Annotated in this window: 26 protein-coding genes; 15 read left to right on the top strand and 11 right to left on the bottom strand. The window is 29.2% G+C overall.

The genetic code is table 11. The features are described 5' to 3' along the window. Window positions 1-188: 188 nt before the first annotated feature. The 3 genes from mobC to mobA form a co-directional block, all read right to left on the bottom strand. Window positions 189-2,156 (bottom strand): conjugal transfer protein MobC, encoded by a 1,968-nt coding sequence (gene mobC / locus H277_RS0112950; RefSeq protein ID WP_019976028.1) that lies wholly within the window; start codon window positions 2,154-2,156, stop codon window positions 189-191. 101 nt (window positions 2,157-2,257) lie between these two features. Continuing rightward, a complete protein-coding gene (gene mobB, locus H277_RS0112945; protein WP_019976027.1) occupies window positions 2,258-3,544 on the bottom strand; it encodes a conjugal transfer protein MobB in 1,287 nt (428 codons plus the stop codon). Continuing rightward, window positions 3,541-3,993 (bottom strand): conjugal transfer protein MobA, encoded by a 453-nt coding sequence (gene mobA / locus H277_RS0112940; protein ID WP_019976026.1) that lies wholly within the window; start codon window positions 3,991-3,993, stop codon window positions 3,541-3,543. Before mobA ends, mobB begins: the two co-directional genes overlap by 4 nt. A 642-nt stretch (window positions 3,994-4,635) precedes the next feature. Here mobA and H277_RS0112935 point away from each other — a divergent pair. Genes H277_RS0112935 through H277_RS0112925 form a run of 3 tightly spaced genes read left to right on the top strand, consistent with a single transcriptional unit; the run spans window position 4,636 to window position 6,463 of the window. Continuing rightward, window positions 4,636-5,403: a ParA family protein gene (locus tag H277_RS0112935; RefSeq protein WP_019976025.1), complete on the top strand. Its 768-nt coding sequence runs from the start codon at window positions 4,636-4,638 to the stop codon at window positions 5,401-5,403. A gap of 4 nt (window positions 5,404-5,407) precedes the next feature. Then, entirely contained in the window at window positions 5,408-5,839 is a 432-nt protein-coding gene (locus H277_RS0112930; RefSeq protein WP_019976024.1) for a DUF3408 domain-containing protein, read from the top strand. A gap of 9 nt (window positions 5,840-5,848) precedes the next feature. Then, on the top strand, window positions 5,849-6,463 hold the full coding sequence (locus H277_RS0112925) for a hypothetical protein (RefSeq protein WP_026357592.1): 615 nt from the start codon (window positions 5,849-5,851) through the stop codon (window positions 6,461-6,463). Between the two features lie 82 nt (window positions 6,464-6,545). Here the strand turns inward: H277_RS0112925 and H277_RS0112920 are convergent, their stop codons facing one another. The 3 genes from H277_RS0112920 to H277_RS0112900 all read right to left on the bottom strand — a co-directional run bounded on the left by H277_RS0112920 (window position 6,546) and on the right by H277_RS0112900 (window position 8,866). Further along, the gene (locus H277_RS0112920; protein WP_019976022.1) at window positions 6,546-6,836 is read right to left on the bottom strand and encodes a hypothetical protein; all 291 of its coding nucleotides are present in this window, start codon (window positions 6,834-6,836) and stop codon (window positions 6,546-6,548) included. A 718-nt stretch (window positions 6,837-7,554) separates the two neighbouring features. Beyond that, window positions 7,555-8,106 carry a hypothetical protein gene (locus H277_RS0112905; protein ID WP_019976019.1) on the bottom strand — a complete coding sequence of 184 codons (552 nt, stop codon included), beginning with the start codon at window positions 8,104-8,106 and terminating at the stop codon, window positions 7,555-7,557. Continuing rightward, window positions 8,066-8,866: a KAP family P-loop NTPase fold protein gene (locus tag H277_RS0112900; protein WP_019976018.1), complete on the bottom strand. Its 801-nt coding sequence runs from the start codon at window positions 8,864-8,866 to the stop codon at window positions 8,066-8,068. Before H277_RS0112900 ends, H277_RS0112905 begins: the two co-directional genes overlap by 41 nt. A gap of 604 nt (window positions 8,867-9,470) precedes the next feature. Between H277_RS0112900 and H277_RS0112895 the strand changes: the two genes are divergently transcribed. The 12 genes from H277_RS0112895 (at window position 9,471) to H277_RS0112840 (ending at window position 18,950) form a co-directional block, all read left to right on the top strand. Next, on the top strand, window positions 9,471-9,776 hold the full coding sequence (locus H277_RS0112895) for a DUF4134 domain-containing protein (protein WP_019976017.1): 306 nt from the start codon (window positions 9,471-9,473) through the stop codon (window positions 9,774-9,776). Window positions 9,777-9,786: 10 nt separating this feature from the next. Beyond that, on the top strand, window positions 9,787-10,119 hold the full coding sequence (locus H277_RS0112890; protein WP_019976016.1) for a DUF4133 domain-containing protein: 333 nt from the start codon (window positions 9,787-9,789) through the stop codon (window positions 10,117-10,119). Beyond that, the gene (locus tag H277_RS0112885; protein ID WP_019976015.1) at window positions 10,116-12,611 is read left to right on the top strand and encodes a TraG family conjugative transposon ATPase; all 2,496 of its coding nucleotides are present in this window, start codon (window positions 10,116-10,118) and stop codon (window positions 12,609-12,611) included. Before H277_RS0112890 ends, H277_RS0112885 begins: the two co-directional genes overlap by 4 nt. Window positions 12,612-12,706: 95 nt before the next feature. Continuing rightward, a complete protein-coding gene (locus tag H277_RS0112880) occupies window positions 12,707-13,321 on the top strand; it encodes a DUF4141 domain-containing protein (protein ID WP_444979570.1) in 615 nt (204 codons plus the stop codon). Window positions 13,322-13,323: 2 nt separating this feature from the next. Next, window positions 13,324-14,316: a conjugative transposon protein TraJ gene (gene traJ / locus H277_RS0112875; protein ID WP_026357590.1), complete on the top strand. Its 993-nt coding sequence runs from the start codon at window positions 13,324-13,326 to the stop codon at window positions 14,314-14,316. Between the two features lie 21 nt (window positions 14,317-14,337). After that, window positions 14,338-14,961, top strand: coding sequence for a conjugative transposon protein TraK (gene traK / locus H277_RS0112870; RefSeq protein WP_019976012.1), 624 nt, complete (start codon window positions 14,338-14,340; stop codon window positions 14,959-14,961). Window positions 14,962-14,972: 11 nt separating this feature from the next. Continuing rightward, window positions 14,973-15,257: a hypothetical protein gene (locus H277_RS0112865; protein WP_026357589.1), complete on the top strand. Its 285-nt coding sequence runs from the start codon at window positions 14,973-14,975 to the stop codon at window positions 15,255-15,257. Further along, window positions 15,244-16,581, top strand: coding sequence for a conjugative transposon protein TraM (gene traM / locus H277_RS0112860; RefSeq protein ID WP_026357588.1), 1,338 nt, complete (start codon window positions 15,244-15,246; stop codon window positions 16,579-16,581). The genes H277_RS0112865 and traM overlap by 14 nt, the downstream gene beginning before the upstream one ends. A gap of 28 nt (window positions 16,582-16,609) precedes the next feature. Next, a complete protein-coding gene (gene traN / locus H277_RS0112855; protein ID WP_019976009.1) occupies window positions 16,610-17,503 on the top strand; it encodes a conjugative transposon protein TraN in 894 nt (297 codons plus the stop codon). Window positions 17,504-17,513: 10 nt separating this feature from the next. Next, window positions 17,514-18,077, top strand: a complete 564-nt coding sequence (locus H277_RS0112850) for a conjugal transfer protein TraO (protein ID WP_019976008.1) — start codon at window positions 17,514-17,516, stop codon at window positions 18,075-18,077. Between the two features lie 10 nt (window positions 18,078-18,087). Next, window positions 18,088-18,522: a DUF3872 domain-containing protein gene (locus H277_RS0112845; protein ID WP_019976007.1), complete on the top strand. Its 435-nt coding sequence runs from the start codon at window positions 18,088-18,090 to the stop codon at window positions 18,520-18,522. 113 nt (window positions 18,523-18,635) lie between these two features. After that, on the top strand, window positions 18,636-18,950 hold the full coding sequence (locus H277_RS0112840) for a hypothetical protein (protein ID WP_146810420.1): 315 nt from the start codon (window positions 18,636-18,638) through the stop codon (window positions 18,948-18,950). 361 nt (window positions 18,951-19,311) lie between these two features. Here H277_RS0112840 and H277_RS0112830 read toward each other — a convergent pair whose 3' ends face one another. The 5 genes from H277_RS0112830 to H277_RS0112805 all read right to left on the bottom strand — a co-directional run bounded on the left by H277_RS0112830 (window position 19,312) and on the right by H277_RS0112805 (window position 23,471). Continuing rightward, window positions 19,312-20,385, bottom strand: coding sequence for a DUF932 domain-containing protein (locus tag H277_RS0112830; RefSeq protein WP_019976004.1), 1,074 nt, complete (start codon window positions 20,383-20,385; stop codon window positions 19,312-19,314). Window positions 20,386-20,429: 44 nt separating this feature from the next. Further along, a complete protein-coding gene (locus H277_RS0112825; RefSeq protein WP_019976003.1) occupies window positions 20,430-20,822 on the bottom strand; it encodes a single-stranded DNA-binding protein in 393 nt (130 codons plus the stop codon). Between the two features lie 510 nt (window positions 20,823-21,332). Next, entirely contained in the window at window positions 21,333-21,623 is a 291-nt protein-coding gene (locus H277_RS0112815) for a helix-turn-helix transcriptional regulator (RefSeq protein ID WP_019976001.1), read from the bottom strand. An 85-nt stretch (window positions 21,624-21,708) separates the two neighbouring features. Next, window positions 21,709-22,341 (bottom strand): hypothetical protein, encoded by a 633-nt coding sequence (locus tag H277_RS20310; RefSeq protein ID WP_019976000.1) that lies wholly within the window; start codon window positions 22,339-22,341, stop codon window positions 21,709-21,711. Further along, window positions 22,338-23,471 (bottom strand): site-specific integrase, encoded by a 1,134-nt coding sequence (locus H277_RS0112805; protein WP_019975999.1) that lies wholly within the window; start codon window positions 23,469-23,471, stop codon window positions 22,338-22,340. The genes H277_RS20310 and H277_RS0112805 overlap by 4 nt, the downstream gene beginning before the upstream one ends. Between the last annotated feature and the right edge of the window lie 152 nt (window positions 23,472-23,623).

Genomic DNA, 23,623 nt, shown 5'->3' with positions numbered 1-23,623 from the left:
TTAATAAATAGTAATATCATGATTATTTTTATTATAAAATCTTATTAAAAAAGTTTTAATGAGTATATTTTGCGTAATTAATAATATAAATAATGTGTGATAAATATATTTAAGAGCAGCTATTATAGGATTTGAATGAAATTGTTTTTAAAATAGCTACATTAATTTATTGATGTTTATTTCTTATTTTAATGTTTTATACGTTCCATTTCTCTTTTAACTATATTATGAATATCTTGTTTTATTTGTTTATAATTTATCTCAATTTCTTTTTTCATTTGATCGATTCCTTTTTTATTTTTAAATGATCGAATGTGTGGTATTTTTTGATAAGTTTTCGTTTCAGAAGTAACTTTCTTATGATCAATTACAATTTCTGCGTGAAATATTTTTTGTTCAATCCGCTCATCAAAATTATCAGAAACCGCCCCGACAAAAATACCTTGTGTAAGAGTAGTAATCTTTGAAGCAGGAATTAAGCTATCCAATTGAGTAGAAATCGAAGTTGATTTATCGTTTCTGTTAATGGTTAAACTTTGGCGTTTTTGTAAAACTTTTCCAAAACGTTCTGAAAGGCTTTTTGCTGTTTCTCCAACGACTTGTCCACTAAAAATATTACCTACAGTATTCTGTATTACTTTCGCTTCTTTATCACCATAATCGCGAATCAATTGTGAATAATCTTGAAAACCTAGACATATAGACACTTTATTACTTCTTGCCGTTGCGATCAAGTTGTCTAGACCTCTGAAGTAAATCGTAGGTAATTCATCAATAATAACTGAGCTCTTCAATTGTCCTTTTTTGTTGATGAGTTTTACAATTCTCGAATTGTATAATCCTAAGGCTGCTGAATAAATATTTTGACGATCAGGATTATTACCTACGCATAATATTTTTGGTTCTTTTGGGTTATTGATATCCAATTTAAAATCATTACCGGTCATTACCCAATAGAGTTGAGGTGAAATCATTCTTGATAACGGAATTTTTGCTGATGCAATTTGCCCTTGTAATTGATCTTGAGCTCCTCCTTGCCATGCATCCATGAAAGGAGATAAGTAATTTTCTAATTCAGAATATGAAGTGAGAATGGTAAAAAGATCAGAATATTTTTTATTGAGAAGTTCAATGGCATGAGGAAATGTACAATATTTACCATTCTCATAAATTTTAAGATACCATATTATTGCTGCTAAAAGAATTATGGGACTTTCTACAAAAAAATCACCTTGTTTTTGAATCCAACTTCTGTTGAGGTTTAACATGATGGTATAAGCCGCTTCATAAGCATCGGAAATATCCGTGATAAATTCAGGATTTAGAGGATTACACCGATGACTTTTACTTGGATCATCAAAATTGATGATATAAAACTTTGGTTTAATCTTATATTTATCTTGATGTTTTAATAAATGATTGTAGGTTATGATTGAAAGGTCATCAAATTTAAAATCATAGATATACATCGAAAAACCTTTCTCAATATGCTGTTTGATGTAATTATTCACTACGGCATACGACTTTCCAGAACCAGGCGTTCCTAATACAATCGTTGCACGAAATGGATTGACAATATTAATCCATCCTTTATTCCATTTTCCTTTGTAATAAAATTTTGTGGGGAGATTTACAGAATACTCATTCTCCATCAATTTCGTTTCTTGCATGAAACTTTCATTTTCATTGTTAAAAACATCATTCATCAAGTTGATTCGAAGCAAGCGATTCATCCAAACTCCAGCAACCATAATAGCGATATAACCTAAACTTGATGATAAAAAATAGAGGAATGTTGAGATTGGTTGAGGTAATTTTAAGAATGGATAATTAAAGAAAAACAATAGGATCCCAATGACTAAAATAATTATTATTTTAGTCCAACTTATTTTTTCATTTTTAACTCCTTTTGTACCTAAACAGCTTAATCCAAGTAGTAAAATTGAGAAAAATTTAGTGTAAATTCCTTTTGAAAATAATCCAGTTGTTTGATTGAAATTAATTAGTATTTTATTGATAATTTCAAGTGTCCATCCATTTTCTAAAAAGAATTTATAACAAAACCAATACAAATGCATCAACACTATAATGATGCTTACAGCTCGCATAAATCCCATTATTTTTGCTAAACCTCTTAAATCGTCTTCTCCTTGCATTTTAGAATCTTATAATTTGAAGATGAAATTATTTACTTGTAATTAAATAGGTTTTGATTTGGAAGTTATTGGCTAAATAAGGCTTGATCTGACCAAATGAATCATTGATTTCTTTTCCTTTTTCTTTTTTTCATCAAATCATTATTTAATTCAAAATTGTCAAATTCTTCATGCTGAGCATGAGGAATTAAACTTCCAAAAATTTCAAGTAGATTTCCTCGCTTCTTATGTTCGTCTAGGAAATTGAACAAATGGTTTTGTTCTTTTTCAATTGGAAGAGTTAGCTTTTTATTCAATTTTATTGAAGAGTTGTTTTCAGTAGTTGAATTATTATTCTGTATACTAACATTCTTCCAAGATTCATGGAAAGAATTGGCAGAAAATTCTTTTCCCAAACGTGAACCATTCCATACTGTTTTAGAATGATGATCGATGAAGGTCATTCCATATATTCGATTTTCAGGATTCTTGCGGATAATTACATTAATATTTTGTTTAGCTAATTGATTTTTAAAAGTCAGTTCATTAATAGAAGTTTGTAAAGCATTTGTGATTACAGATTTTAAAAAGACTCTACTTGGATGATTTTTTAATTGGTCTTTATTTTTTTCAAAATGTTTTTCTAAAGCTGATAATCCTGTATTTTTTCCAAAAAGCGATGATTTAAACGTTAGTCCAAGTTTCTCTCCTTTATCGTTGAGAACAAAATAGATTAATCCTTTAAGGATTTTACCATTTCTTTCTCCTTCCACTTTTTCAGCTGTAATATTAAATAAAGAGAGTAGTGCATTGTATTCTCCAAATGTTTGAAAAAAATAATGATTTGGAAGATGTCGGACTATTGAAGCAATTTGACTTTTTATTTCTCCATTTTGATAGTTGACTGGTTGAAAAATCGAATGATTCTGTTTGTTTTCTGTAGAAATAGCAGGAATTAATCCAAACTTTTGTTCTAATTCTCTACATACATTCATAGAACGTCTTTTCTCAAATTTATCTGAAATTTTCTTTCCATTTTCATCCACACAAACCGAAACGATATGGATATGACTTCGTCCTGTGTCAGTATGTTTAAAAACAACATATGGTTGAATTCCATATCCCATTTCTTGCATATAATGAACTGCAATATCTTGAAATTGTTCATCATTAAGTTCATTTTTAGGATTTGGATTAAGTGAAATATGTAACGTATGTTTTTCAGTATTACGATTAGCAATTAAATATGCAGCAAATGATTTAGCCAATTGATTTACAGAATATTGTCCATTTGGAGTTTCAATCATTTTATTGGTCATTAGTATTTGACCTTTCTCTTTCTCAATTTTTAAATTATTGTAAGCTAAAACACCATACAAATTATGACTTCTACCAATTTTTGCAATCATTTTAAATTATTTTTCAAGTGTTTTGATTCAAATTCTTCTGTTATTTTAATAATTTCTTGACATAATAATGCCATTTCAATTGTTTGTTTTTCTAGTTTATACAGAAAAACAGCAGCTTTTTTCTCAGAAAAATGACTGTATAACATTTTAACAACCTGATTATAGTTTACACCAACTGCCCGAAATTGACTGTAAAACGAAGTTAATCTCATATAAAAATCAATGGTTCCTTTGTCAATTTTGATTATTTTTATTTCTTTATCAAACAAAATTGAAACGATAAATTTAGCTTTATTAGGCATTCCAGATGCTTCAAATAATGATAAAAATTTAGCATTTTCTTCTACATTTAATCTAAAAACATGACGATGGATACTTGGATTCGTTTTAGAAATTCGTCCACCTTTGTTTTGTTTTTTGTGATTGTTTTCATTCTTCATATCATCCATTTTTAATTTATACAAAATCCTGACTTTGGAAGATTTTCTAGCCTCGCAGAGCAAGTCGTTTTGAGGCACGAAATTCTTTTTGAGTGCCTCAAAACACAACTTGCAATGTTCTAGTGAACATAAAAATTCGTTGGTTAAAACGAATTAATTTGAAATAGAACTAATCGGTTTTAAAAACCGACTTATATACGTTCATTTTTTCTAATAAGTCAGAATAATATTGTTAATCATAATTATTGAACAAAGTAAACTGTTGTTTAAGAGATGTTTATTATAAGTCATTTAGACAAATTCTGTCATTGAAAGCCAAGTGTTACCAACTTTAATTGATTAACTATTTATTGCTATTTATTTGTACTCACAAATAGATGTAAAAAAGTATGTAGATAGGGATTTCATTATGTAAATACAAATTGACTTACCGATTTAAGTAAATAGTTCCATACTCATTTTGTTACTCAAATATGTTGTGACGTATGTACATGAAAAAATACTAAAGTGAATAAGTATTTAATAACATAAACATGTATTCATAGATGTTTTTACATGCGTTTGTATGCTTATAAATAAGTACCTACTTATTGATTTGAGTATTTCAATAATTAAGTAGATGAATAAATATTACAATTAAAACAATAAATTATGAAAGTACAACACCAAACAATTTTTATTGCTTTTTCATCACAAAAAGGTGGTATTGGAAAAAGTACATTTACAACACTTATAGCAAGTCAACTTCATTACCGTTTAGGCTATAATGTTGTCGTTTTTGACACAGATTTTCCCCAACATAGTCTTGTTAAGATGAAGGAAAGAGATCTTAAAATGGTAATGAAAAATGAAATTCTAAAAAAACAGGCTTACCAACAATTTACATCAATTAATAAAAAAGCTTATGAAATTATTCAACATAAACCAGATCATGTATTAGAAGCTGCACATGAATATATTAACAAATCCTCAATTCCAATTGATGTTGTATTATTTGATTTACCTGGAACCGTTAATACTTCAGGAATTTTAAATACGTTGGCAGGAATGCATCATATTTTTACTCCGATAAGAGCAGATCGTGTTGCAATGGAAAGTACTCTTGTATTTTCTCAAATACTGAATGATGTAATTATGAAACAAAGTCAAACTTCTATTAAAACCTTGAATCTGTTTTGGAACCAAGTTGATGGAAGAGAAAGTACGCAATTGTATGATTTATATAATAAGCTTATTGATCAATTGGGTTTGAGCTTGATGAAAAGTAAAATTAAGAACAATGCTCGATTTTGTAAAGAAAGTGAAGAAAAAAGTAAACACGTTTTTCGTTCAACATTGATGCCTCCAGATTTAAGATTGATGAAAGACAGTCAATTGGATAGTTTTATGATTGAGTTTTTGAATATTATTGAATTATAGTAGTATGGATAAAGAAAATAAAAAACAAATACAACCTAAAATTGACGAAGATTTAATGATGAGTATTATGGCGAATGGCGTTAAAAAGGAAGGCTTGAAGATTCCTTCTGAAATGGATATTCAAATTGATAAGAAAGAAATGTCTAAAAAAAGGAATCAAGATAGTAAAGTTGTTAAAGATAAAGTTCAGAAAAACAGAAACGTTGCGATGAATTATGAAAGTATCTTTTTAATAAAATCGGACACCAATGCTCGTGATGGAAAAACTGTTTATATCAGACCAGCTTTTCATGAGAAACTAACACGAATTATTCAAGTCATAGGAGAAGATAAAATTTCAATTTATGCTTATTTAGATAATTTATTAGCACATCATTTTGATGAATTTGGAGAGCAAATTACTAAAAGCTATAATGATAAATACAAACCAATTTAAAACAGTTTTATGGAAATATTGATATTAATATGCTTAATAGTTGTGATTGCATTATTAATCTATGACAAGCTACCATTACAAAGAACTCAATCATCAAAAGATGAAGAAATTAGCCTCAATTTACCCGATATAATGGGGAGACCAAACCATTCAGCGTCAAACTATGCCATTAAAGATCAAGTTAAAAAAGAAACAATAAATCCCCATAATTTAGCCATAGAATTTGATGAAAATGAAATTATTCTTCATCAAAATTCTAAAGAAGAATTGGATGAAGGTTCCATTAATGTACCTGATTTTGAAGAAGAGGAAGAAGAATGGAAAAGGTACAGAATGAGCAACAATAATGATGGTTTTGCCCAAGGGGTTACTTTCGAAGAACTTAGTCAAGTGAAAAATTTTTTAGAAAAAAATGAGCGACAACTTTCTAAAATAGAGACCACTGCAACTATTGTTCAGAAACTAAATGGAACCGAATTATTCAGTCTGCTTGAAAATTCAATTGAAAATGCATCTATTAATATTTCAAAATTATTGGATAGTAGCATTTTACCTGAATCAGATTCCAATTCTTCTATTTATAAGAAAAATCTTGATGATTTTGATATTAGGGAGTTTGTGTGAACAAACTCTTTTTTTTAAATACCCTAATCGCCAGATCAAGTTGTGACTATTATAAAATAAGACACCTTTTAAATACTATTTATTAATTTCTATTCCATTTCAATTTTATTTGATCTAGCATTTCATTAACAGGCTGATGTTTAAACTCAAAGTCAATATTCTGTTTTGTTATATTAAATTCTTTTACAAAAAGAATAAATTCTTCTAAAAAATCAAAAGGTTCTTCAATTTTAAATCTAAATTTATCAGACTCCAAATACAAAATAAATCCTTCGAACGAATCAAATAATTTATTAATTACCTCAATAGGTAAACCTATTTTAAATGAGTTTTTCTCTTCTCCATAGTAATCTTGAGGCTTAATACAATACATAAAAAATTCGTTATAATATTTTGGTATTATATCGTAAATAAGTTTATCTCTATTTTCATTAATAATCTTAGTTATTTGCCCCCATCTATTTTCTGACTCCTTTTCCCAATCATTAACAAAACAAAGTTGATAACAATCCCAAAATTTTTCATCTATTCCATTTATTAATTTTGAGTTATTATCAAAACATCAAACTAGATATTCATCTATCTCTTGCTTATTGAATGGTGTATTTAATGAAGAGTCTTATCCACGACTATCATATAAAAACTTAACAAAATCAGTTTCAAAATCGTAAAATTCTTTTTTAACATAAAATAATGATTTAAAAAATATTTTAAGTTCTTGAATATTAGAATAACCAAATTTATTGATGAGCACGTTGTTATAATTATTCATACAATTATATAGAAAATCAAAATCGATACCTTGATACTTAAAAATCCTTTCATTTGACTTTAATCTATCTATATATAAAAAGTATTTTAATAAAATTCTCATATTCTTCTTTAGATTTTAAGTCTTTATGAATTTTTACTTTGTATAAAAATAATGTTAAACCTATTAGTCTATCATTTTTATAAACATCGTCAACAAATTCTTTTTTCTCTTCTAATGATTTAGTCATGAAATCATTAAACTCTGCATTAGAAATATTTGATTCAGATAGTTCATCTTCAAAATAGTGATAATAATTATGTCCATAAGTAATTGCATTTTATTTTGTATTAAATGGTCCATAACCATCTCCAAATATTCTTTCACATATAAACCCAATTATACTTAATTCATTTTTACTAAATATGCCTAAAGATTTAACATCTTCATTTAATATAGATTTTGAAAAAGAATTAATACCTCCTTCTTTTGAATCTTTCTTTTTTAACTTATAATGTGTATATTGATTAATTCCAATTCGTTCATACTTACTATTTTCAAGATAATTATTCTTGTTAAATAGTAATCTATAAACATCGTAATAAGAAAATTTTAATAATTTAATTAATATAAAACCATGTAGATAAATGTCATCTTTTATGTTTTCAATACTTAGTTTAAGTTCATTCAAAAATCTTTTTGCATTTCGAATATTACTAATCGATTCAAAAACATTTTCACCATTAAAATTCAAGATATTATAAAGATTAAAAAAACTTTCTAATTCTTCTTCTTTTTCAGTTTCAAATAATAAAATACCTTTTTTTATAAAATCGTTAATATCTTCCTGTTTAATTGGTGATAAAGGAATTTTTTTTAAATATTTTTTCATAATACCTATCAGAAAAAGAAATATTATTTTTTTCTAAAGCAATGTTTAAATAAGCTTTATCATAACCAACTACAAAACTAAATACATCAAATGATGCTGTATTACGTATAAGCTTTAAAACTTCGAAAACTTCGTTAGGTTGTAACCTATCAATATCATCAAAAAATACTATAACTTTCTTATCGAGTTTATTTAAAAGAGTATTTAAATTTTCAAAATTATCTGATAAACTATTTTCAGGAATAATATTAATTGCATTAAGCAATGTCTCTGTAGTTGAATTTTTATTAATTGATAGAACATTATTACCATATTTTTTTAATTCTTTTGAAATATCAATACTATAAATACTAATCTTCTTTTCTATTGTATTAAAAAAATCATTGATAATAGAATTTATCGAAATATTTAACCAGCTATTAAAATGTACAATAATATAATCTTTTTCATCAACAAAAGACTCTTCTATGAAATTCATAAAAGAAGTTTTTCCATTTCCCCATTCACCAACAATCCCTATAGCTAAAGAAGTTTTTGATTTATTTCCTTTAATTAATCTAGCAACTTGTATTGCTTTTTGCTTTCGATTTAAAATATCTTCTTCTGAGCAATTAATTGGGTTATCATCATAGAAATCTGATTTTTTGTTTTCTTTTTCTTTAACTCTATTAAAATACCAAAAAGAAACAATTAATATTATTGGTACTATCGCCAATAAGAGAAAAAAATCAAAATATTTCACTTTTGATAAAATATTCATTCCTAACAAATCATCGCTATAACTGTATCGAATATATCCGTATATAAATACAGATAACAGTGAATAAATTATATAGTCTTTTTTTAAATAAAATTTAATTTTGATTTTGGAATAGACCCAATAACAAAGAAATAATAAGGTTAGAAAAATAAAAATATCAGTCAAATAAGATTTGTTGAAATTGACTAAAATTGTATTTGATATATACTTTTGAAATATAGAAACAATTGATTTTTCAAAAAAAAGAAAACAAAGATGAGTAGAATTATTTGTTTGAATTTATAGATGTGTTTCATTTATACTTTTTATCAAATCTAAAGAAAAATTAATAGTTATCAAATACACAATAAACTTATAAAGTTTAATAATTTTTCTTCTTGAATATAAATTAGTATCAAATAATAGCTGTATTAACTATTTAATTTTTAGATATTTAAAAATTAATATATTATAAAACGTTTACTTGCAACATTTCATTATGTATAAGAAAACGAATTCCAAAACCAACCACAAACTTCCATTCTAACTTTCTATATCCATTTTCAGAACATCTTTGTTTTTGAAAGTTCACATCGAGTGAATATAAAAACAAAGAACTTCAATTATGGAAAAACAAAACAACAAGTTATTTCTAACAGCAATTATTTTTCTCTCAGGAATTTTAATCTTCGCTCAAGGTAATGGAGCAGCAGGAATTAATGAAGCAACCCAAATGGTTACCTCTTATTTTGATCCAGCAACAAAGCTCATTTACGCAATTGGTGCAGTGGTTGGACTTATTGGTGGGGTCAAGGTGTACAATAAATTTAGTTCAGGTGATCCTGATACCAGTAAAACCGCAGCTTCATGGTTTGGAGCCTGTATTTTCTTAATCGTTGCTGCAACTATTCTGCGTTCATTTTTCCTTTAAAACTGCGTGTATGAAAAACTACAACATTAACAAAGGAATTGGAAGAACCGTAGAATTCAAAGGACTCAAAGCGCAGTATCTTTTCATTTTTGCAGGTGGACTTTTAGGTGTTTTACTTTTGGTTATGATTTTATACATGGCAAATGTAAATTCTTATATCTGCTTAACAGTTGGGATTACCTTGGGCTTGGTGATAACATGGCAAACCTTTCGACTAAACAAAAAGTATGGTGAATATGGATTAATGAAACGTGGAGCAAATCAAAAACATCCTCAATTCATTATTTGTCGTAAAGCAGTAAAACGTTATTTGATGTTTAATTCAAAACGTTTGGTACAATGAGAAATAAATCACGAATCACCACACTTGAGAATAAATTCCCTTTATTAACAGTTGAAAACAATTGCATCATTTCAAAAGATGCTGATATCACGGTTTGTTTTGGAGTGAAATTGCCAGAATTGTTTACAGTTGCGTCACCAGAATACGAAACAATTCATTCTGCTTGGCACAAAGCAATTAAAACTTTGCCCGATTTTACCATTGTTCACAAACAAGATTGGTACATCAAGGAAACTTACAGACCTAATTTGAGTGAAGAAGATCAAAGTTTTTTATCTAAATCATTTCAACGTCATTTCAGTGAACGACCATTTCTCAATCATTATTGCTATTTGTTTTTGACCAAAACAACCAAAGAACAAATGCGAATGCAGAGCAATTTTAGTTCATTGTGTAAAGGTATTTTAATTCCAAAAGAGATTCGCGATAAAGAAGTGGTACATCATTTTATGGAAGCTGTTTCGCAATTTGAACGAATTCTTAATGACAGTGGACTTATTCAGTTGAGAAGATTGAAGGAAGATGAAATCATCGGAACGGATGATAAACAAGGACTTTTAGAAAACTATCTAACGCTTTCAAAAGAAACTGATGTTTCCATGCAAGATATTGCATTAGGTACTGAAGAAGTTCGAGTAGGTAATAAAAGATTGAGTTTACATACTTTGTCTGATACGGATGATTTACCAAGTTCGGTTTCAGCAGATGTTCGATTTGAAAAACTATCAACTGATCGAAGTGATTGTCGTTTATCGTTTGCTTCTCCGGTGGGTTTGCTTCTTAATTGTAATCACATTTACAATCAATATTTGTTTTTGGATAACAGTGATGATAATCTTCAAAAATTTGAAAAGTCAGCTCGAAATATGCACTCACTGGCTCGTTATAGTCGTGCTAATCAAATCAACAAAGAATGGATTGAAAACTATTTGAATGAAGCGCACAGCTTTGGACTTTCTTCAATACGGGCACATTTTAATGTAATGGCGTGGTCAGAAGATCCGAACGAATTGAAGCAATTAAAAAACGATTGTGGAAGTGCTTTGGCACTCATGGAATGTAAACCACGCCACAATACGACTGACGTAGCGACTTTATTTTGGGCTGCAATTCCTGGAAATGCAGGAGACTTTCCAAGTGAAGAAAGTTTTTACACGTTTATTGAACCTGCCTTATGCTTTTTCACTGAAGAAACCAATTACCATAATTCACCTTCACCATTTGGAATAAAGATGGTGGATCGATTAACAGGAAAACCTATTCATTTGGATATTTCTGATTTACCAATGAAAAAAGGAATCATTACCAATCGGAACAAATTCATTTTAGGACCATCAGGAAGTGGAAAATCATTTTTTACGAATCACATGGTTCGTCAGTATTATGAACAAGGTGCTCATGTTTTATTGGTCGATACTGGAAATTCTTATCAAGGATTGTGTGAATTGATTAAAGGAAAAACGAAAGGAGAAGATGGTGTTTATTTCACTTATACAGAAGATAATCCAATTGCTTTTAATCCTTTTTATACCGATGATGGTGTGTTTGATATTGAAAAAAGAGAAAGCATAAAAACCTTAATTCTTACACTTTGGAAACGTGATGATGAACCGCCTACTAGAGCAGAAGAAGTAGCTCTTTCCAATGCAGTGAGTGGTTATATTGAACTTATTAAAAAAGAAAATATCTTCCCATCATTCAATGGTTTCTATGACTATGTAAAAGGAGATTATCGTAATGTATTAGTTCAAAAACAAGTCCGTGAAAAGGACTTTGATATTGCTAATTTTCTCAATGTTTTAGAACCTTATTACGAAGGAGGCGAATATGATTATCTGCTCAATTCAGATAAAGAATTGGACTTACTTTCTAAACGATTTATTGTATTTGAGATTGATGCTATTAAGGATCATAAAATACTTTTTCCAATAGTCACTATCATCATTATGGAAGTTTTCATTAACAAGATGAGACGACTAAAAGGAATTCGAAAACTTATTTTGATTGAAGAAGCTTGGAAAGCAATTGCAAAAGAAGGTATGGCAGAATACATTAAATACCTTTTTAAAACGGTTAGAAAATTCTTTGGAGAAGCTATCGTCGTAACCCAAGAAGTCGATGATATTATTCAATCACCTATTGTAAAAGAAAGTATCATCAACAATTCCGATTGTAAAATCCTTTTAGATCAACGCAAATACATGAACAAGTTTGATGAAATACAGGCAATGCTTGGATTGACAGACAAAGAAAAAGCACAAATTCTTTCAATTAATATGAAAAATGATCCAAAACGGTTGTATAAAGAAGTTTGGATAGGACTAGGCGGAACTCATTCTGCTGTATATGCTACGGAAGTAAGCACCGAAGAATATTTGGCTTATACCACAGAAGAAACCGAAAAAATGGAAGTCATGAAATTGGCTTCTGAACTCAATGACAATATCGAACTAGCTATTAAGCATATTGCTATGCAAAAACGAGAAAATTAACACTATAACAATTAATCTAAAAAATATTAAAAATGAACGTATTCAATCAATCACACATCAATCAAGTTAAACTGGTTTTGTGTAAAAAAGTATTTATGATGTGTATCCTGTTTATTTTATCAGGAACATATGCAGCCAAAGCTCAATTCGTGGTAACTGATCCAACCAATTTAGCTTCAGGAATTCTTAATTCAGCCAATGAAATTGTTCAAACTTCTTCAACCGTTAGTAATGTGGTCAAAAACTTCAATGAAGTTAAGAAAGTATATGAACAAGGAAAGGAATATTACGACAAGCTAAAAGCAGTCAACAATCTTGTGAAAGATGCTCGTAAAGTACAGCAAACAGTCCTTTTAATTGGAGATGTATCTGAAATGTATGTGCACAATTTTGGAAAAATGATGAATGATCCAAATTTTTCTCCAAAAGAATTAGTTGCTATTGGAAATGGTTATGCCGTATTGTTAAATGAAAGTACAGAACTTCTGAAAGAACTCAAACAAATTGTCAGTGTTTCCAATTTATCATTGAATGATAAAGAAAGAATGGACATCATTGACCGAGTTTACAAAGAAGTTAAAGAATACCACAATTTGGTTCGCTACTACACGAACAAAAATATTTCCGTGAGTTATTTAAGAGCCAAAAAGAAAAACGATGCTAAAAGAGTGCTTGACTTATATGGAACTTCAACCCAAAAATATTGGTAATCATGCAAGCCGATAATTTACACGAAGTACTCAGAAGTTTATACGATGAGATGATGCCACTTGCTGCTGATATGTCAGCAGTAGCAAAAGGATTAGCTGGATTAGGTGCACTTTTTTATGTTGCCATCAAAGTATGGCAAACCATTAGTCGAGCAGAACCAATTGATTTATATCCATTGCTACGACCTTTTGCATTAGGAATTTGCATTATGTTTTTTCCAACATTGGTTTTAGGAACACTTAATTCAGTTTTGCGTCCAGTTGTTACAGGTACTCATTCCATTTTAGAAAGTCAAGTCATTGATATGAAGAAATTGCAAGAGCAAAAAGACATTCTTGAATACGAAGCAATTGTGCGAAATCCAGAAACAGCCTTTTTAATTTCTGATGAAGAATTTGATAAAAAATTAGATGAATTAGGTTGGACACCATCTGATATAGGAGCAATGACAGCTATGTATATGGATCGTACGGCTTATCAAATCGGTAAAGCATTTAAAGATTGGTTCCGTAATTTTTTGGAAATATTGTTTCAAGCGTCAGCTTTAGTAATTGACACTATTCGTACATTTTTTCTAATAGTACTTTCTATACTCGGACCAATTGCTTTTGCAATTTCTGTTTGGGATGGATTTCAAATTACCCTTACGCAATGGCTCAGAAGATACATCAGTGTTTATTTATGGTTACCTGTTTCAGATTTATTTAGTGCTATGCTTGCACGTATACAATCTTTAATTCTAGAACGTGATATTGAAATGCTTGCTGAACCAAGTTTTATTCCAGATAGTTCAAATACTATTTACATCATTTTTATGATCATTGGGATTATAGGATACTTTACAATTCCAACTGTTACAAGTTGGGTAATTCAAGCAGGAGGAGCGGGTAATTTTATGCGTAATGTAACTAAAACAGCTGAAACAGCTGGAAATATTGCAAGTGCTGGAGTTGGTTCGGTAACGGGAAATATCAGCGGTCAATTACTTAAATAATGAATCAAATATTTAATTATTATGGAATTTAAAACTTTACGAAATATTGAAAACAGTTTCAAACAAATCAGGCTTTATGCTATTTTGTTTGTGATTTTTTGTAGTACTGTTGTAGGGTTTGCTCTTTGGCAATCCTATCAATTTTCAGAAAAACAACGTCAAAAAATCTATGTATTAGATCAAGGAAAATCATTAATGCTTGCTTTATCTCAAGATATTAATCTCAATCGTCCTGTTGAAGCAAGGGAGCATATCAGACGGTTTCATGAACTCTTTTTTACACTTGCACCTGATAAAAATGCGATAGAAAATAATATGAAACGAGCTTTTCAACTTGCAGATAAAAGTGCATTTGATTATCACAATGATTTGGCAGAAAAAGGATATTATAACCGAATAATTTCAGGTAATGTTCAACAACGATTAGAAGTTGACAGTATAGTCAGCGATTTTAATCACTATCCATATGCTGTAAAAACCTATGCGAAACAATACATTATTCGTTCTAGTAATGTTACAAAACGACAATTAATTACTACATGTCAATTGCTAAATTCAGTTCGATCAGACAATAATCCACAAGGTTTTAATATTGAAAAATTTAAGGTATTGGAAAATCATGATATTGAAGTTGTAGAACGCTAAATAATTAGATGATGAAAAATTTAAAATTAAAACTTAGAAACTACCTCGGAAATATAGACAAACAATTGCAATTGTTAACCTTAGAAAAGCAACATCAGTATCTCTTAATTTTTTTCTTAGGCTATGGATTATTAAGTACAGCGGTCTTTATAAAAATCGGTTATGATGTAATGACTACAAATAGAAAACTTCAGATAGAACACATTCAACAACCTTTTCAAAAAAGTAAACAATTGAAAATCCAATTGGATTCACTAATAAATATTCATAAAAATGATTTCTATGAAAGAGAATAATGAAAAACAAATCAGATTATTGGTAGGAAACGATTCTCAATCCAAAGATGAAACTTTTCAGAATTCGTCTGCAGTAAATCAAAAAGATTTACTTACAAAATTCAAGAAACCACTCATTTTTAGTTTAATGATTGTAGCGTGTATTGGTTGTTTGTATATGATTTTTCGTCCATCAGAAAACAAAACTGAACTTGATGAAAATGGTCTAAATGGGGCAGTTCCACAAGGAACAGATGCAGAAATGCCGATGGACAAAGGAAAAGCTTATGAGCAAGAAATGTTGGCGATTAAAAACCAAGAAAAACAACAAGCCTTGATGACTCTTTCAGAATATTTGAATCAGGAAAGTGAAAATAGTGTGATGAATAAACAAAATGAATTGCAGAATTATGGTCCAAACGATAAAAATTATGGAAGTGAAACGAACCATCAAACGTTGAATAGTTACCGAAATATGCAATCGGAATTAAATTCGTTTCATCAACCGTATCATACAGAAACAACAGATTTACGAAAGCAAATTTCAGAATTGAAAGCTCAATTATCTCAGAAAGATGTTCCAAAACCAATCACAATGAACGATCAGATTGAATTGATGGAAAAATCCTATCAATTGGCGGCGAAATATCTTCCTGTAAATAGTCAACAAGAACAAAATTCAATTCCAAAAGTTTCGAAACAAGAATCAAAAGTTGAAGTTGTACTAAAACAAGAGAAAGATTACATTGTTCCAATTCGATCAACAAAGAAAAATCCTGTTTCGAGTTTATTTCGAGAAGTTGAAGATCATTCACTACCGAATGGAAATAGAGAATTTACAACTGTTGGTAGAACGTATGAAGCAACGCAATCTAAAAATACGATTAAGGCATGTGTACACGAAACACAAACTATAAGAGGTGATGCAATAGTTCGTTTACGATTATTGGAGTCTGCTCAAACTTCACAACATTATTTACCAAATGGAACACTTGTTTCAGCACAAGCTAAATTATCAAATGGACGATTGATGTTAAAAATTACTTCAATCGAGATCAATGAATCTGTTATTCCAGTCGAACTGAATGTTTTTGATTTAGATGGTCAACAAGGATTAAGCATTTCGGATTCGCAAGAAATAAATGCATTAACTGAAATGGCAGCTAATATGAGTCAAACGTCCGGAGCAAGTATAATGATGACACAATCGGCAGGACAGCAACTTGCAACCGATTTAGGAGGTGGTGTAGTCCAGGGCGTTTCGGGTTATTTTTCGAAGAAAATAAGAACACCGAAAGTCACACTCAAAGCAGGATTACAGGTCTTACTTGTTCCTAAAAAATAAAATGATTTGAAAATTTTAAACAAAAAAAATGAAAATTAATTACAAACATATCTTATTTCTGATCCTAATTCTTGGAGTCAATCAACTCCTTTTTGCACAAGATAGTGTACAGTCTGCATTGAAATTAGGTAAAATAGAACCTTATTTGATGAATGTTACCTATGATAAGACATCTCATTTAATCTTTCCATCCAACATTCGATACGTCGATTTAGGCAGTGATTTTATCATCGCTGAAAAAGCAAATGATGCTGAAAATGTATTGCGAATCAAAGCTGCTGTAAAAGATTTTGAATCCGAAACTAATTTTTCAGTCATTACAAATGATGGAAAATTTTACAATTTCAATGTGTATTATAGTCCGTATCCTGAAAATTTAAGTTACAATCTTTCTACGATGGAAAAGGAGCTGAATAAAGTGGAAGCTAATAAAATTATTTTCAATGAATTAGGTAGTCAACCTGCATCATTAACCGATTTGATCATGGAAACCATTTATCAAAACAATAAATCCATCATCAAAAATATTGGGGCTGCGAAATTTGGCATCCAATTTATTTTAAAAGGATTGTACAATCATGAAGGCAAGCATTACTTCCATTTAGAATTGAAAAATCGAAGCAATGTCCCATTTGATATAGATTTTATTCATTTCAAGATTGCAGAGAAAAAATTAGCCAAACGATCGGTTATTCAACATCAAATCTTGAAACCGCTTAGAAATTATCTATCATTGGATTCGATTAAAGGTAAATCAATTGGACGAAATGTGTTCTTATTGGATCAATTTACACTTGCTGAAGGTCATGTTTTATTCATCGAAATATTTGAGAAAAATGGAGGTAGACATCAAACCTTACAAGTTGAAAATTCCGACTTAATTCATGCGCAATTAATTGACGAAATGCAGTTGAAATTTTAAACAATTGATCATGATTAAAAAATATATTTTGAAAGTATTCTATCTTTTTATTGGATTATCAAGTGTAAATGCTCAGCGAATGATTCCGAAAAAGAAAGGAGTAGAAATTGGTTACAGTCAATTATCTAATGCTAAAATCGGGAATGATTATGCAATGAATTTAGGTTTGATAATAAACGGTAAAAATGGAAATTATCAACTTTGGAATTTTGAATATTCACATCAGTATTTCACTTATAACACTACTCTAATCCCACATGAAACCTACACCATTGAAGGTGGAAATAGTTTCTTTTTATTGGGAGATAATCGACGAATGATTAGTCTAAATCTTGCTTTAACCGCTGTTGTTGGCTATGAAACCATTAATCATGGAGAATCGAAGCTCAATGATGGCGCTATCATTCTGAATGAAAACAATTTTATTTATGGAGCAGGTTCACGGCTAACTTTTGAAACTTATTTTACGGATAAGTTTGTTTTTATTCTAAAAGGGCAGATGAAGTTGGTTTGGGGAACAGACGTTGAACAATTACGACCATCTGTAGGAATAGGAATGCGATTTAACTTTTAAAACATTTAATATGAAAAATAATACATTCACTTATACAATCCGAATCGTTATCGCTTTTTTGTGCAGTATTTACTTCGGATGTAAAAATGACAACGAATTGGATATTCAACAAAACTTTCCTTTTGAAATACACATAATGCCTGTTCCAAACGAAATAAAAGTAGGACAAAAAGTTGAGATTCGCTTTACAATTGTTCCAACAGGAAATTATAAAAATCGACACTATCAATTACATTATTTCCAGTTTGATGGAGAAGGAATTCTTCAATATGATAACGAAGAACCTTATCATCCAAATGATTTGTACGAGCTGCCCAAAGAACAATTTAGGTTATATTACACATCAAAATCATCCGTTTCACAATCTTTTGATGTATGGATTTCGGATAATTTCGGAAACGAAAAGCAAGTCAGTTTTCAGTTTAATAGCCGTGATAAAAGCTAAAATAATCAACTTTAACAAGTTGTTTTCGATTAAGAAAATAACTCGTTTAGATTGTAATAAAATTGAAAACCTAAACCAATAATTAAAGTATATTTGAACAATTAACAAAATGAATGATGACGATAAATTATGATGTTGTAAGAATTGGTAAACCTCGTAAAGACAGCAATGCAGAGCGGATTCTCCATCAAAATGTAAAATTTTTAAAGTTTGATATTGAATGTTTTTTAGAGAATTTGGAATTAAATGATTCTCATATTATTCCAATCACAATCGTGATTCCAGCTCGTGGATATAATGTACTTTTTGATGTACGAGATATTCACCATAAAGAAGTTCGATCTGCTTTGAGTAAACAATTTAAATCCCGATTATTTGACCGAAATCGAAGTATTTTAATAGATCATCTCGATAATCAAATTGTATAAGAAACAATCTTTCGGATAATGAATATCCGACGCAAAAAATCCGCAATCGCTTAGATAAAACATCGTTTTTCTAAGTGATTGTTTCTATTTTAAGGCAAAAATGTGTTTCAGAATGAAGTCAAGAATTGCATTTTTGATTCCCTATTTTTAACCATTCGGATAGCGAATATCCGACGTAAAACCCTGCAATGGCTTTGATAAAACAACCTTTATCAATGTGATTGTATCCTTTTTTAGCAAAAATACGTTTCTAAATGCAATGAGGAATTGTATTTTTGCCGCCCGATTTTTAATCAGAATAATCAAAAAAAAATTATGATTTTTAAAGCCACCGCCTAGATAGGCGGTGACAAAAATTTGATTAATTAAAATGCAGTATTTCTGCACCATGTTGTACAAAATCAGTACACAATTCGAATGCCTTTTGTGATTTTATTTGAGCTGTTCCACCCAAAACAATACTTTGTAATTTGGCTTCATCATTTTTATAATTGCGTACATTTTGAAAGTAACCCGTTACCGCATTGTAAGCCCCGTACAAAGTTCCTTTTGTCGTGTCCATTTGCTGGGTATCGCTTAACATAGCGTAACTAAACGAATCCTCAACCGTGTTTTTAAAAAGTGTTGAAACTTCATCTTCTGCACCTTTTTTAAGTAAATCCAATGTTTCTTTGTTAGGACAAAGAGCCAATTGTATTAATTTTTTCACTTCTTGGTCTGTTACTCTAACTTTTGTCCAATTGTTGAAAATATTTTCTAATTGAGTACTTAATGTATTGGCTAATCCCATAATCTTGTGGGCATTTTCAATACGTTGTTTTGCTCCCGAAGTGTGTTTAATTCTGACAACGTTTGTCATATTTCGAAGTGAAGCATTTAGGGTATTTTGGCAAACGATATGAATTGGAGTAAATGCGGCTGTAATACTTCCACTACCATCGTGTGAAGTAGTCAGAAAAATATATTTTTCTGTTACGTCATCGCCATTTCCCACACGAATATAATCGGGTAATTTAGCCGTAATAAAAATACGTTCTCCCTTTCCTAATGCTCCCGCAGTTTCATATAATATTCCTTCGTCACCGCCTACAATAGCATCAAAGAAATTAAACGCTTCTCTATTTTGTACAATGTGGTAATCTTTTCCAACCACACCCAAAACGGTGTTATTATCTGTGCGTATATTAGCAAAATAATTGGGTACTTCTAACGTGTTTTGGTTCATTTCTAAATGATTAAAATCTGTTATGATTTCTGAACCATTTGTAAAAAGTGGAGATTTTACAACTTCGTAGTCTAAACCAGCGTGTTTTATTGCTTCTTCGCTTGTTGGATATTGCTCCACGATTTGCCCTAATCCGTGCCACGCTTTTTCCTTAACGCTGAAAAATGAATAACGTCCTGTTTGTTCATTATAATTGATATTATGTGCCATAATTTTAAATTTTTGTGATTAATATTTATTTGATTTTTAAATCGTTAAAACGGGAGGTCATCCTCTTCATTTTTTGTTGTAATAGTTGAGTTTACTGATTGTTCAGTAGCTTGTACGATTTCATTTTTTCGTCCTCCTCCATGAAGTTTAATTTGAGAAGTATGAAAATTTAAACTTGCTTTTGGTTCTCCTTCTGTACTTGTCCACGCTCTTGCGCTAATTCTACCAATCAATTCAACCAAAGTACCTTTGGTTAATAAATTGGCTATTTTAGTAGAAATCCAATACGAACAATCAAAATAAATGGTTTGTTCTATTCGTTCGCCTTGCTTGTTTCTGTAACTATCGTTGATAGCAACAGAAAAATTTACGACTTGTTTGTCCTGTGACGTTGTGCGTACTTCCGCATCTCTTGTCAATCTTCCAATAATGTTCATCATTTCCTAATTTTTAAATGGTTCATTTTTTTAACATTATTCTTAATTCCTTGTACAAGCTTGTAAGGTTTTCCACCTCGCTTCGCGCATATTTTTCCAAAAGAAAAACCGGAAAAAAGAAAGCAGACAAACAAGGTGGTCAATAGAAAAAGCCAAAAGGAAACGGAATAATTGGAGGGAACCTTTAGTTAGGTAACCGTTTATGCCGTAGTCTTTTGGCTAGGATGAAGCGTGAGATGACCGCCATACATTGGCTGCCTTTTTACCGGTTGATGATGGAAAATTGTTGATTAAATTATTTTTTATAAATGGAGCTAATAAAGAAAATAGAGATTTGAAAAATGATTCAAGTAGTCGAATGGGTATAAAAATTTTTTCAATTTTCTATAAAGAAGTTGTAATTGTACTTTCAATCGAATGATTATAATAAATGAGATGGAAGCTCTATTACAATAAAAATTATTGAAATAAAAAAAGCAGGAAATTATATCCTGCTTATGAAAATTTTACTTAATTGTATTTTCTATTCCTATTTGCAAATTCTCTCGCTTCTTTTTTTAATTGTGAACTATCTTTAGATGAATTAGAAAGTAACCATTCATCTATTTTTTCTCGGTCAAAGAATAAATGTTTTCCATTAGGTTTAGAGTAAGGAATAACATTACTCTGAACCATTTTATAAATAGTAGCTTTTGAAAAACCAATGTATTTGGATAATTCGGTAGGATTTAAAATCTTTTTTTTATCTAATAATAGCTCTTCTATTATTGATAGTTTTTCTAAAATTAAGTTGTTGTTCATATTGTTGTATTTATTAATTAATTAATTAATTGTATAAATATGTATATTATTTAAAAATGCATATGTTGGATATGTTGGAAACCAATTAAAAATGGTTAAATAATTTTTTAATTTGAATACTAAGTTTTGAATTTGGCTTAGATGTACTTATAAATTGATTGTATTTATAGTTTTGATTAGTTTTAGAATTAATAAAGAATTGTAGAAAATCATTGTCAATGTTTTTTATATAAATTCCTTTTTGAATTTTTAAGAAATTAAAAAATTCGCGAAGAGAAGGAACGTCCATATTTATATAAATTGGTGTTTTTAAAAAAGCTTCTTTAAATTGCTGAAAATTCAGATCATTAGTTAATAATTCATTTAGTTTAAAAAAAGCATATATTTTATTCATCTTTATGTCATCTAGTTGATTATTCATCACTGAATTGGTGTTTGACAATGAATTAATATTTTTATGTTCTAAATTTTTATTACTTATTTTAAAAGCATATAAAATGGAAATTGAAAATAAGAAAATACAAATCCAGATTTGTAAAATCATATAATCTTGAGTAGAGTAGGCTTGATAACCAAATATTATACTTAAAATAATTGTTGTTATGGGCAATATATTAACCTTAAATAATATATCAGATTTATTGTAATTGAATTGAAAAATTCCAAATGACAATCCTATTATCATTATTGCTTTTATTATAAGAAGTGCTATGCTCATAATTCTAAATTTAAAGATGGTAATAGATTAGCAGTTTCTTTCATTTTATTATCCATAATATGTGCATATATTTGAGTTGTACGAATATCTTTATGTCCTAGAAATTTCATTACAGTATATATATCTGCTCCATATTCTAATTGTAATGTAGCAGCTGTATGTCTGGCACAATGGAATGTAATATGCTTAGTAATTCCTGCTTTCATACACCATCTCAATAATTCTGTGTTTGTTCCAGAACCATAATTTAAATTAACAAATACTCTTGGGTTAGAATAGTCTCTGTCGCCTAATAAATCTCTGGCTTGTTTACTGATGTACATATATTCTAGATCATCAGTTTTTTGTTGTTTGAAAAATATTCTATAATTATCATTTTCATCTCTAACTTCATTCCAAGAAAGTTTGTAAATATCACTCCAACGTAAACCAGTTAAACAACTAAAAAGAAAGGCTCGTTTTAATACATTATATTTACAATCAGTATTAGCTAAAGCTTGAACTTCATCAAAAGTTAAAAACTCTCGTTGTGAATCTTTTTCTTCAAAAGATTTAATTTTAAGCAATTTATGATTTGAAATATATCCCTCTTCATAAGCTTGTTTAATAGTAGCTTTAAATCTATTGAAATAGGAATATTTTGTTCCATGTTTTAAAGGAGTTCCATTTTTTGTTAATGCTTCTTTATCTAAAAAACGTTTAAAACCTTTAATTGATTCAATTGTAATTTCTGATAATGTAGTAGAAGGGTGAAAGTATTGATCGATATACCGTTTTACTGATGCCCATGTACCATAATTAGATAAATAAGATGATCGATGTTCTTTTAATAGATCAAAGTACTCATAAAAGGTAATATTTGCTTTATCTCTATCAATAATTCCATACTTACCTTGAATATACTCTGATTTTCTAATAGCGAGAATATTTTCGGCTAACTCTAAATTCTCTTTATTTTTTTTTCTTTCTTCGAAATTTTTGGGATTAATGAATAAGTGTAATTTTAAATATTCAAATTCACGTAAATGTATTTCTTTACCAGATTTATCAATCTTTGAGCCTTTATAAAATTCTAAATAAAGAGTATATTTTTCAGACTTTAATTTCTTTTGTTTTAAGCTTATTTTCATATTTGAATAATTCGAGGTGTAGTAACTACACCTTTTATTAGTATAAAAAAATAGAGGTGTAGTTTTGGTGTAAAAAACGTTAAAACATCATCTATTTATGTCATTTCAAAGATAAAACAAAAAACCTAACGTTTTAAGCGTTAGGTAGTTGA

Origin of the sequence: Empedobacter brevis NBRC 14943 = ATCC 43319, from assembly GCF_000382425.1 — a bacterium.
Taxonomy (GTDB): Bacteria; Bacteroidota; Bacteroidia; order Flavobacteriales; family Weeksellaceae; genus Empedobacter; species Empedobacter brevis.
The sequence above is the reverse complement of the archived record's forward strand: the minus strand, read 5'-3'. Positions and strand labels throughout refer to the sequence as shown.

Excerpts from the sequence above, each read along its gene's own strand:
- mobC (WP_019976028.1), bottom strand. The coding sequence starts at position 2,156 with ATGCAAGGAGAAGACGATTTAAGAGGTTTAGCAAAAATAATGGGATTT.
- H277_RS0112935 (WP_019976025.1), top strand. The coding sequence starts at position 4,636 with ATGAAAGTACAACACCAAACAATTTTTATTGCTTTTTCATCACAAAAA.
- H277_RS0112830 (WP_019976004.1), bottom strand. The coding sequence starts at position 20,385 with ATGGCACATAATATCAATTATAATGAACAAACAGGACGTTATTCATTT.
- H277_RS0112930 (WP_019976024.1), top strand. The coding sequence starts at position 5,408 with ATGGATAAAGAAAATAAAAAACAAATACAACCTAAAATTGACGAAGAT.
- H277_RS20310 (WP_019976000.1), bottom strand. The coding sequence starts at position 22,341 with ATGAGCATAGCACTTCTTATAATAAAAGCAATAATGATAATAGGATTG.
- mobA (WP_019976026.1), bottom strand. The coding sequence starts at position 3,993 with ATGGATGATATGAAGAATGAAAACAATCACAAAAAACAAAACAAAGGT.
- H277_RS0112845 (WP_019976007.1), top strand. The coding sequence starts at position 18,088 with ATGAAAAATAATACATTCACTTATACAATCCGAATCGTTATCGCTTTT.
- traN (WP_019976009.1), top strand. The coding sequence starts at position 16,610 with ATGAAAATTAATTACAAACATATCTTATTTCTGATCCTAATTCTTGGA.
- H277_RS0112805 (WP_019975999.1), bottom strand. The coding sequence starts at position 23,471 with ATGAAAATAAGCTTAAAACAAAAGAAATTAAAGTCTGAAAAATATACT.
- H277_RS0112885 (WP_019976015.1), top strand. The coding sequence starts at position 10,116 with ATGAGAAATAAATCACGAATCACCACACTTGAGAATAAATTCCCTTTA.
- mobB (WP_019976027.1), bottom strand. The coding sequence starts at position 3,544 with ATGATTGCAAAAATTGGTAGAAGTCATAATTTGTATGGTGTTTTAGCT.
- H277_RS0112825 (WP_019976003.1), bottom strand. The coding sequence starts at position 20,822 with ATGAACATTATTGGAAGATTGACAAGAGATGCGGAAGTACGCACAACG.
- H277_RS0112925 (WP_026357592.1), top strand. The coding sequence starts at position 5,849 with ATGGAAATATTGATATTAATATGCTTAATAGTTGTGATTGCATTATTA.
- traJ (WP_026357590.1), top strand. The coding sequence starts at position 13,324 with ATGCAAGCCGATAATTTACACGAAGTACTCAGAAGTTTATACGATGAG.
- H277_RS0112920 (WP_019976022.1), bottom strand. The coding sequence starts at position 6,836 with ATGTATTGTATTAAGCCTCAAGATTACTATGGAGAAGAGAAAAACTCA.
- H277_RS0112905 (WP_019976019.1), bottom strand. The coding sequence starts at position 8,106 with ATGAAAAAATATTTAAAAAAAATTCCTTTATCACCAATTAAACAGGAA.
- H277_RS0112850 (WP_019976008.1), top strand. The coding sequence starts at position 17,514 with ATGATTAAAAAATATATTTTGAAAGTATTCTATCTTTTTATTGGATTA.
- H277_RS0112890 (WP_019976016.1), top strand. The coding sequence starts at position 9,787 with ATGAAAAACTACAACATTAACAAAGGAATTGGAAGAACCGTAGAATTC.
- H277_RS0112865 (WP_026357589.1), top strand. The coding sequence starts at position 14,973 with ATGAAAAATTTAAAATTAAAACTTAGAAACTACCTCGGAAATATAGAC.
- H277_RS0112880 (WP_444979570.1), top strand. The coding sequence starts at position 12,707 with ATGATGTGTATCCTGTTTATTTTATCAGGAACATATGCAGCCAAAGCT.
- traM (WP_026357588.1), top strand. The coding sequence starts at position 15,244 with ATGAAAGAGAATAATGAAAAACAAATCAGATTATTGGTAGGAAACGAT.
- traK (WP_019976012.1), top strand. The coding sequence starts at position 14,338 with ATGGAATTTAAAACTTTACGAAATATTGAAAACAGTTTCAAACAAATC.
- H277_RS0112900 (WP_019976018.1), bottom strand. The coding sequence starts at position 8,866 with ATGAATATTTTATCAAAAGTGAAATATTTTGATTTTTTTCTCTTATTG.
- H277_RS0112840 (WP_146810420.1), top strand. The coding sequence starts at position 18,636 with ATGATGACGATAAATTATGATGTTGTAAGAATTGGTAAACCTCGTAAA.
- H277_RS0112895 (WP_019976017.1), top strand. The coding sequence starts at position 9,471 with ATGGAAAAACAAAACAACAAGTTATTTCTAACAGCAATTATTTTTCTC.
- H277_RS0112815 (WP_019976001.1), bottom strand. The coding sequence starts at position 21,623 with ATGAACAACAACTTAATTTTAGAAAAACTATCAATAATAGAAGAGCTA.